Raw genomic sequence first — 278 nt, 5'->3', positions numbered from 1 at the left:
GAGCAAAGGCAAAGGCAAACGCGGTCCACTGTAGGAGCCGGCTTGTCGAATCGTCGCACCGCGGCGATGGTCGTTAACGATGGCGCAAAAAATCAGGCAGAACGCGGAGCCCCTCTGTGGGAGCTGGCTTGCCTGCGATGGCATCAACGGGGTATGCCTGGTTCACCGAGGTGTCTGCATCGCCGGCAAGCCGGCTCCTACAGGGGAATGCGATCAACAAACGCTACCGGTCGGCTACCAGGCCGCCGCGTCTGCCTTTGATTTTGATCTGAGGCGCC

At 61.2% G+C, this 278-nt stretch carries 1 pseudogene; it reads left to right on the top strand.

The features are described from left to right. Positions 1-79 precede the first annotated feature (79 nt). Positions 80-278: pseudogene (locus HX792_RS30215) on the top strand (hypothetical protein); the annotation flags it as partial.

The sequence above is a fragment of the Pseudomonas sp. B6002 genome (genome assembly GCF_013385985.1).
Lineage (GTDB): Bacteria > Pseudomonadota > Gammaproteobacteria > Pseudomonadales > Pseudomonadaceae > Aquipseudomonas.
Note: the sequence above shows the minus strand (reverse complement) of the source record. Positions and strands in the feature narration are given on the sequence as shown.